At 57.5% G+C, this 8,755-nt stretch carries 4 protein-coding genes; all 4 read right to left on the minus strand.

Annotated features, from left to right (window positions below; translation table 11 throughout):
- Window positions 1-1,318: hypothetical protein (locus HKN37_09460; protein NNE46872.1), on the minus strand; the 1,318-nt coding region annotated here is incomplete at its 3' end.
- A 37-nt stretch (window positions 1,319-1,355) separates the two neighbouring features.
- Window positions 1,356-4,187, minus strand: a complete 2,832-nt coding sequence (locus tag HKN37_09465; GenBank protein ID NNE46873.1) for a TonB-dependent receptor — start codon at window positions 4,185-4,187, stop codon at window positions 1,356-1,358.
- A gap of 184 nt (window positions 4,188-4,371) precedes the next feature.
- Window positions 4,372-6,711, minus strand: coding sequence for a T9SS type A sorting domain-containing protein (locus HKN37_09470; protein ID NNE46874.1), 2,340 nt, complete (start codon window positions 6,709-6,711; stop codon window positions 4,372-4,374).
- Between the two features lie 377 nt (window positions 6,712-7,088).
- The coding region (locus tag HKN37_09475; protein ID NNE46875.1) for a cellulase family glycosylhydrolase at window positions 7,089-8,755 on the minus strand (1,667 nt) is incomplete at its 5' end.

The following is an 8,755-nucleotide window of genomic DNA, read 5'->3' on the forward strand; positions in this document are numbered from 1 at the left end:
CTACGTCGCTACGCGTGTTCTCACCCGGGTCGATAACACCACTGCCGTTGGCGTCATCGAAGCCAACCCAGTCAAGGTTTTCATCGCCCGTCCACCACCTTCCTTCTGCGAACGCCGGCCGCTCCTCAAGCGGTCCGTTGTAACGCTCGAAGTTCTCCATGTCGTAGTTGGCCTCAACGAAGGCGCGGATGGCGTCCTGCCCTTCGATGAGCATACCGGGACCACCGAATCGAAGTTCATCGGTGATTCCGTCTTCATCGTTGTCCGTCCCGTCATCATCACGAGCCGGACTCTCGAGAAAGGCAAACCCCGTATATCCGAGATCATATAGCTGACCGGTTGGCGACTGACCGATGCCATCCTGGTCGAAGCCAAACGTCACATCACGCTGGGGATCGAAGGAGGCCGTTTCGTCACCCTCTTCGTTTCCGAGGCCGTAGTCCATGACCTGACCGAACCAGAGACCGACATCCTCAATCGGCGGGTTCGCGACATAGTCGTATTCGCTCACGTTCGTAATCCGGTACAGCAGAAACATGGCGTCTTCCGCCAGCACATTGGCCCACTGGAAAATCCGAACGCCGGTCTGCATTCCGAGTCCACCGACGGTCGAGTCGGTGGGACTTGCATAGAAGACACCCCACTGGCTCAGCGGCTGGCCGCTACCCGGCGAGACCTGATACTCCTTGTCGGAGAAATCATCCATCACGTAGTAGCTCTCGAGGTCGGCGTTGAAAACGCCTCGACCGAAGAAGCCATTCCATTGCCCTGCCCAGCCCGGATCGTCAGGATTGCCCAGCCGGTCTGGCCAGAACTCGGGCCACGAGGCCTGATCATCACTTAGAGCCGGGGTTGGCTCCAGCTGGCCGAGGTTGTTGATCCGTCTGGGATTGTTGAAACCGGGTAACGGCAGCCATCCCCACAGCTCACCGCTTGGGCCCGTCTTCTTTCCGAAATCCCGATACGTGAGAATCACCGGATTTACCATGGTATCCGGCTTTCCCTCGTAGAACGACCATTTGGCTCTCTCCCCGGGTACCCTACCCGACACCAGGACGCCCACTCCGTCGACGTGGCGCCCACCGACGCCCCTGGGCCATATACCCCACGGGTTGTCGTTCCATCGAGACAATTCTCCGTGGTTACGGAAGTTAGTCTCGATAAGATTGCCGTCGAGAATTCCGCGCGCGATCTCGCTTTCGTCGCCGCGGTACTCGGGCGGTACCTGCGACGAGGATCCGTTCTGCGCGTGAAGATCGAATGGCACCACCAGTGCAAGTACTACCAGTACCAGAAGCCATTTTGGAGACGTTCTCATGTGTATCTCAGAGCCGTAAGCCATAGGAATAACCGCCTCAAATTCTGACGCTGAGCCCGAGGCTCACTCGACGCGGGCCACCGAACCATCCCTGGTTGAAGTACCATTCGTCGAGACTGTTTACACCACCCACCGGGATCGTTCGCGCCCTGTCCAACTCTTTCTCCAGCGATTCGTCAGCGCGGCCACTGGATGAGTAGACCGCGTACTCAGGCCGTGTGTCGAAGAGATTCTCAATCTGCAGAAACAGCTGCATGTCCTGCTTGATCATCTTCGGTTTGTAGTACACGCGCAGGTCGGAAAAGAACTGCAGCGGACGGTCCGCATTGTTTACTTGCGTGGACCTGACAAAATTCCTCGTCGTGGTGTAAGGTTCACCACTGCGCATCCGGCCAACAAAGGTCAGGCTGAATCCTTCGTAGGGTACCAGCGTCGCTGTCCCGTTGAGCACGTGTCGGCGGTCCCAGTTGAGGCGCTCAAGTGAGAGGATTTTTTCCAGGCCCGCAATTTCCCGCTCGAAGGCGAGACCCGGATCGCTCGCGGTGCCTTCGGCGAACTGAAGGGTGTAGTCCAGCGTCCAGCTGAGCAGAGAGCCTGGACGTTGGTAGAGCGAGAACGTCAGACCGCGAATCGTCCCATAGTCGGTGTTGATCCAGCGTATGGCGTAGTCGCCTCGTGGTGTGCGCTCGATCTCCTGGCCCGTCAGGTTTCGGACGTCTTTCGCAAACAGGGTGAGCTCGAGTCCGATATCTTCCGTGAGACCTTGCTGCAGACCGACTTCGAACGCGAGTGTTCGTTCAGGATCAAGTCCGGCGTTGCCAAACTGCACAGAACTTGCGGCCGGGTTTACCTCATACTCCGGGTTCGTGTAGAGCAGGTTAAGGCGCGGCGTCTGGAAGAAGAGACCCGCCGAGAACCGCATCACACCGGTCGAAGAGATCGGAAACGCGATGCCAATTCGCGGACTCAGCTGAAGCTGAATGTCAGCCGGTGTCCGGTTTGAGATTGAATCCGTGGGGACCAGAGGGTTGATAATTCGTTCCTTGTCAGCCTGGGCCCAATCGTTTGGAAGATCATAGTCCGGATCGAAGAGATCGAACCGGAGGCCCGCGTTCACGATCAGCCCTTCGAACTCCATCTTGTCCTGGACATACGCCGAGAACTCGATCGGATTGGCCTCGAGAATTGTCCTGCTGTATTGCGAGGGAGAGATCTGAGCCGTGAATTGGGTCCGGGCCGACTTCTCGATTCCGTAGCCCAAATTGCGAAGGGAGTGGAGACGAGCCTGGACACCGGCTTTCATGAGGTGGATTCGATTCACCTGGCTGCTGAAGTCCGCCAGCATCGTGTGCGTGGTCGTCGTTTCGTCGCCGGAGCCCAGATAGTTACCGCCCACACTGAAGGCGTTGGAACCTACAAGGCTGCTCAGACGAGGCGTCTGGTACCTGCTGTCGAGCTTGCAGCGTTGCAGATTTTCGTTAGTCAGATCATCTGACGTCAACCCTATGCAATAGTCGAGATCGTAGCCGTCCGGGAGATCAAAGCGGCGGCTCTCGAAATTGTCTTTTAGATAACTGTACGAGACGTTTCCGTACGACTTATTGCCAACTGTATATCGAAGCCCCACAATGTGTGTCTGGCTAAAGACGTAATTATTGTTGACGCCTTCCGGCACGTACTTGAAATACTGGTCGTACGGCTTGGAACTCCCGTCTTGAAGAAACAGGTTGTAGTCTAGGTTGAAGGTGCGACTTATTCTGACATTTGCCGTGAGGTTCAGCGACAGGCGCTCGCCGGCGCCCATAGGTATAATCTCGCCGTCTCCGGTAGATTCTATGATCCACTGGTCTGTTCGAGACTGCGTGAGTCCCGCCGACGAATCCGACGGTGAAAAGAGATCGCGCCCAAAGAGATATCCCTTGTCATCAAGGTATCGTAGCGATGCCTGCATGCCGAGTCGATCCTTGATGACGGGGCCGCCGACCGAGAACTGGATGTCTTTAAAGTGGTCCAGACCAGCGGCATCAAAGAACTTCACTTGCTCCGACGAGAAGTCGGACGGAAGCAGGCCGTTGCCGGGAGCGACTGACCGGTTCGTAAATTCGAGTGACTTTGAGCTCGCGAGCGTGCCGATGTAGCCAAGGAATGACGCCGACCACTTATCGGCGACATCCTTTGTCACGATGTTGACGACGCCGGAGAGTGCCTGCCCGTATTCGGCGTTGAACACGCCGCTGATCACCTCCAGACTGGCCACCATGTTTTGCTCAACGTCGAACGCAGCCTGGTTGTTGAATGCGTTGTTGATGGGTACGCCGTTGACGAGGTATGCGACCTCCCCTGAACGTCCACCTCTGAAGCGCCCGTCCACGACGCCGGCCTGAAGGTCGATCGCCTGACCAATAGACGTCACCGGGAGTGCCGCCAGTTGTTCGCCGTCAACGACCGCCGTAGTTGTCGTACGGTCGACCTGGACGATGCCCCGCTCCGCGGTAACAATGACCTCTTCTCCCTCGAAGATCTCCTCGCGAAGCTCGAAGTCGATACGCGTCGTCTTGTCCACGATCACCTGGACGTTCTCGACGACCTCGATCCGGAAGCCGATGAAAGAGCATCGGATCGTGTATGTCCCGGGCTTCACGTTCACGATCGTGTAGTACCCGTCCAGATCGGTAGCCGAGCCCTGGGTTGTCCCCTCGATGAGCACGTTTACGCCCGGGAGCGGATCGCCGGTGGCGGCGTCAGTCACTCGCCCCGCGATTTTGCCCGTGATGTCCGGGAGTGATGAGGGTTCTGCCGCTGAGGCTGCTGATGCTGAGGCTGTAGTAAGCGACAGCAGAAGTGCCAGTACAGTACATAGCCGCGTCATGGGAACGCACGCTCTAGTGAATACCACAGTACGAAAAAGCTGCCATCAGGCGACTCCGTAGTCAAGCCCGTCGTTGAGTGGAATCGGACCAGATTCGCTTCAACGATTCAAAGCGTATCAAGAAGAAAGCGTATCAAGAAGAAGGGGTGCGGCAGCTTTCGCCACCGCACCCTTTCTCACTCGACTACTTGACGAGGATCATCGTCCTGGTTTCAACGAACGACGTTCCGGCGCTGAGTCGGTACACATACATGCCCGATGCGAGTTTCTCCGCATCGAACGCTGCGCGGTACCTGCCGGCGCCCATCTGCTGATTGTTGATGAGCGTCTGGACTTCACGGCCAAGCACGTCGTAGACCGTGAGGGAGACATTCTCAGCCGAAGCCAGCGCGAATCGGATGGTCGTTGCCGGGTTGAACGGGTTCGGATAGTTCTGCTCCAGCGCGAACTCGATCGGAACCTCGCCACCCTCCTCATCGATCGCGGTTGCCAGATCGCGACCTGCAACGGCCGTAACCGTCCACATCAGCGGATTGGCCCACGCGCCACCGGCGGCGTTTGGCTTGATGCTCCACTGCATCTGAGATTCACGCGACCCGCCTTCATCCTGATCATTCAGCATCAAGTTGAACGGAACGATCTTGATCTCATCCATTGCCGGCGGCTGGAAGATCGCGTCAGGCGTTAGTGGCGGCTGCGGAGCCGGGTCGATGATCGACTCGAACGGCATGACTGCCAACACCTTCCATCCAACGACATTGGTTCCGTCGGTCATGAAGTCCCCGTTTACGGACGCGCCATTGACGATCGGAGCACCCTGGGGCTGGTGACTCGGGAATTCCCAGGTCAGGCCGTTCGGTCCCGGCTGCAGCGCCACAGCATCGTTCAGAATGCCACCTGCTCCATCGCTTGAAAGCGAGAACCGAAGCTGGTGGTCGGGCGTCGCTCCGCGCGACGTGGTTGCATCCTCGATGCTGGTGTGCGTCGAACCGAGCAACCAGGGTACCTCGTAGGAGCCCCAGTTCATCTCGATGCTGTCGAAGTTCCAGTCCGTTGAGCCACAGATGTTGCCACCGCACGACGCGGGGTCGTTCGCGTCCACCGTCGGCGGTGCGAGACTGACGACGTCATCCGTGACCTCTGCGTACATATAGAGCTCATTGATATCATTTGCCGCATCAAAATAGATGCCCAGCCATATGTTGGCAGAGTTGTCAACGTCGCCACCTGTCGGCAGCGGGGCATCCCCACCGCTGGAGTGGGAGGCATTCAACCCGAAGGGTGTGAAGTTCGCGAGAGCACCGGGAGCTACGTCACCATTCGATACGGCGGCAAAGAGAGCGTCACCCTCTGCAGAAGTCAGCATACCGATATATGGCGAAGTCGCTGCATTCGGGTTCGTGATCTCTGTTGCGCTTGCGCTCACATCCGGATTCTCCACACCGAACGCGCTCGTACTCGACACCGCGTAGTACAACGCACCGCCTGCGAACGACGGATGCGGAAACTCGACACGATGGCGATACTCGAACGTGTCCGCGTTGAACGGAACCGTGCCGAGCTTGACCACTTCACCAACCTTGCCGAGGCTCGTGATGGGCGCGTCACTCACATAGATGTTGTAGCCGCCAAACTCAGGGTTGTGCGTCCAGCTGACGACATTCTCAGCACCGTCGGCGCCAACGGCAATTGCTCCCATGGCCGAGGGTGCGCCGATGGCGTCAGAGATGTCTGTGCTCGGGCCTCCGATGTACAGGTCATCGATGAAGACCGTACCACCGCCATCGGCGTTGTCAAACGACTGCGCCAGGCCGCGAACATGCTCCCACGAGAAGTCCTTGAACACCATGCAATCGGTCGCGTCATTCGGGTTGCATTGCTGGCCGTTTGGATCAACGTACTGCCCTACGGAACCCGCCCAGCCGCCAACATACGACCAGTACTGGGCCAGGGTATCCAGCGGCGTTGCCAGATCCGTTCCGTCCACATTCTTGCCGATCTTGGCCGAATCGAGGGCGGCGATCGTCGAAGGCGGAAACGGGATGGCAAGATCATGCCACTCGTTGTTCATCAGCCAGGCCGGATAGAACCAAAGGAGTCGATACTCCACATCCTTCTCGGCCCAGACCTCAGGCGACTCGTCCGTTGCATCGTACATGACAATTCCGACGTTGGGCTTGCCAATATTATCCGAGGAGGCCCATATCCGGGCATAAAGCGTATCGCCCTCACCAACTGCTGCTCCAACATTCGCTGACATGTCGACGCCGTCTTGTCCATCCCAGCGCCAGCCCGGGGCCGCCCAATTGGAATAGGTGAACTGGGCAACCGAGTTCTCCGAATTCGTCGGATCGGTTACAATCTGGCCACCGAAATCAGGAATCGTGACGTTCGACCCCTCCGCGAAGAAGAAAAACTCGTCACCTATTGGTGGTTGCTGTGCATGCGCCGGGCTCACGGTCATTCCGATGACACCGATCAGACATGCGAGGACCGCGAGGCGGCTCGTAACGGATTCAGTCATACTTTCCTCCGTGGAGTAAATGACTATTTAAGAAATTTCGAGGCGTCGCGACGTCCGCGAAGCCCGAAGTTAATTTCGATTCGCTTCAAGAGATGGCATCTTCCAGGACGACGAAAGCCGTCCGCGTCGAGCGCCAGATGAAACGTCCTGAAAACCTTTTCAGGAAGAACTTAAGGACACGGGGCTGTCTGGTCAAGTCAGCCTGTACCACCCCGATGGACATCCTTGAGAACAGTAATCTCAATACTGAAAATAGGTTCTTGGCAAGCAAAAAAGCACTTTTTATCGTTCAAATCGATCACTGTTCAAGTCTTCCGTTCACCAAATTCACAATTGATCATCGCTTTTTCAGACCACGAGCGAGCGTACTCAGCGATTCAGGCTCCCGACAAGCCAAAATCGACCGTGTTCAGGTTGAAGCCGGCGGCTGTCACTTCAATCCGTAGCTCATGGCGCCCCGCCGTCAATGCAACACCGCTCACGCTGACACTATTCCAACTCTGCCATCCGCCCGTGGCCGACACCTCCAGCTGCTGAATCACCGCGACTCCATCTATTCGCATCGCCAGCCGTCCCCCACCCGAAGCCGACGCCACACGAAACGTCACGGTGTACGATCCGGACGCGGCCACGTCAACCGTGTACCGTAGCCACTCACCCGCGTCAATCCACCCAACATTATACCCGTTGCCTGAGATGTCGTCGGTCCTCTCAATGTCGACGCCGTCGTTTCGATACTGGCCGCCATTGTTTGCCAGGCCCGGCGATCCCGATTCGTTCTTGTGCTGCGTGTCCGAATACGATACTCCCTGCGCACCAATGTCGTAATCCGTCGCACTGATGGTCCCCGGAATTGACAATTCCCGGTACGGCGTCGGCAACGATGCGAAGGTGTTGCTGAACAGTGCCGCCACGACGTCGGGCCGGTAGTCGCACCGGTCGATGCTCAGATTCTCCGCCATAGCGAACAACGCCTGCCTGGCAGCGTCCGCAGACGGACGGGGGCCCTGTCCCCTCCAGTAAGCAAGTACGTCCTCGTACCCGTCCGCATACGGAGCCGACAGTGGACTCGTAACCGTCTCAATCTTCTTATGCGTCCACCAGTTCCAACCGATCCCGTTCTGCTCGACCATCCGGGTGACTTCGTAGAACCAGTCATTGGAGTTCTCACCCGATTCACCCAGCCACAACGGCGTGTTCGTCTCATCCCGCAACTGAAACAGATAACCGATCGTGCCCGCGTCGGTCGAGTTCCAGTACTTGTGGAAAGCCCACACCATGTTGTTGTCGAACGCAGGAGTGAGCGCCGAAAAATCGGTCGCGTACCAGTTCCCTTCGATGTAGAGCGTGTGGTTCGGATCGATGTTGCGAACCGACGACGAGAGCCGAAGCATGAACCGCCGAAAGTCCGTACCCGTCACACCGGATGGAAGCACCGGCTCGTTAATCAAATCATACCCGATGATCCACGGCTCATTCTTGTAACGCCGCGCAATCTCGTTCCAGATCTCGATCGTCAGCTCCTGATTTTCCGGTTCCAGCCAGAGACGTGCCGTACCGTCGCTGTCGCTGATGTTACCGCCGTTCTGACCGCCCGGCGCCGCGTGCATGTCCAGTATCACGTATATCCCGTTGGCTTTGCACCAGCCTATAAAACGGTCGAACAGGTCGAACCCCTCCTCCCGAAATGAACCCAGGTCAGGATCGTAGAGCACCTTGTAGTGAAAGGGCAGGCGGATATGATCGAACCCCCACTCGGCGATACGGTCGATGTCCTCCTTCTTTACGTACTGCTGTCGATAGATCTCGAAAAAGCGGTCCGCATTCGCGGCTCCTATGAGATCCTCGATCTGGCCTCGAATTGAAGTGGGTGATCCATACCCGGGTGTGTGCAGCATGTAACCCTCAGGCATCAGCCAGCCACCCAGCCCCACGCCCCGCAGCACCACCGGTTGACCTTCGCGGTTCAGAATCTGTTTGCCGCTGGTACGGAAGAAGGTCTGCTGCTCCTCTCCTTCCGGATCTCCCGAATCGCAGGAAATCG

This window comes from Rhodothermales bacterium (assembly GCA_013002345.1).
Classification (GTDB): domain Bacteria; phylum Bacteroidota; class Rhodothermia; order Rhodothermales; family JABDKH01; genus JABDKH01.

Excerpts from the sequence above, each read along its gene's own strand:
- HKN37_09465 (NNE46873.1), bottom strand. The coding sequence starts at position 4,187 with ATGACGCGGCTATGTACTGTACTGGCACTTCTGCTGTCGCTTACTACA.
- HKN37_09470 (NNE46874.1), bottom strand. The coding sequence starts at position 6,711 with ATGACTGAATCCGTTACGAGCCGCCTCGCGGTCCTCGCATGTCTGATC.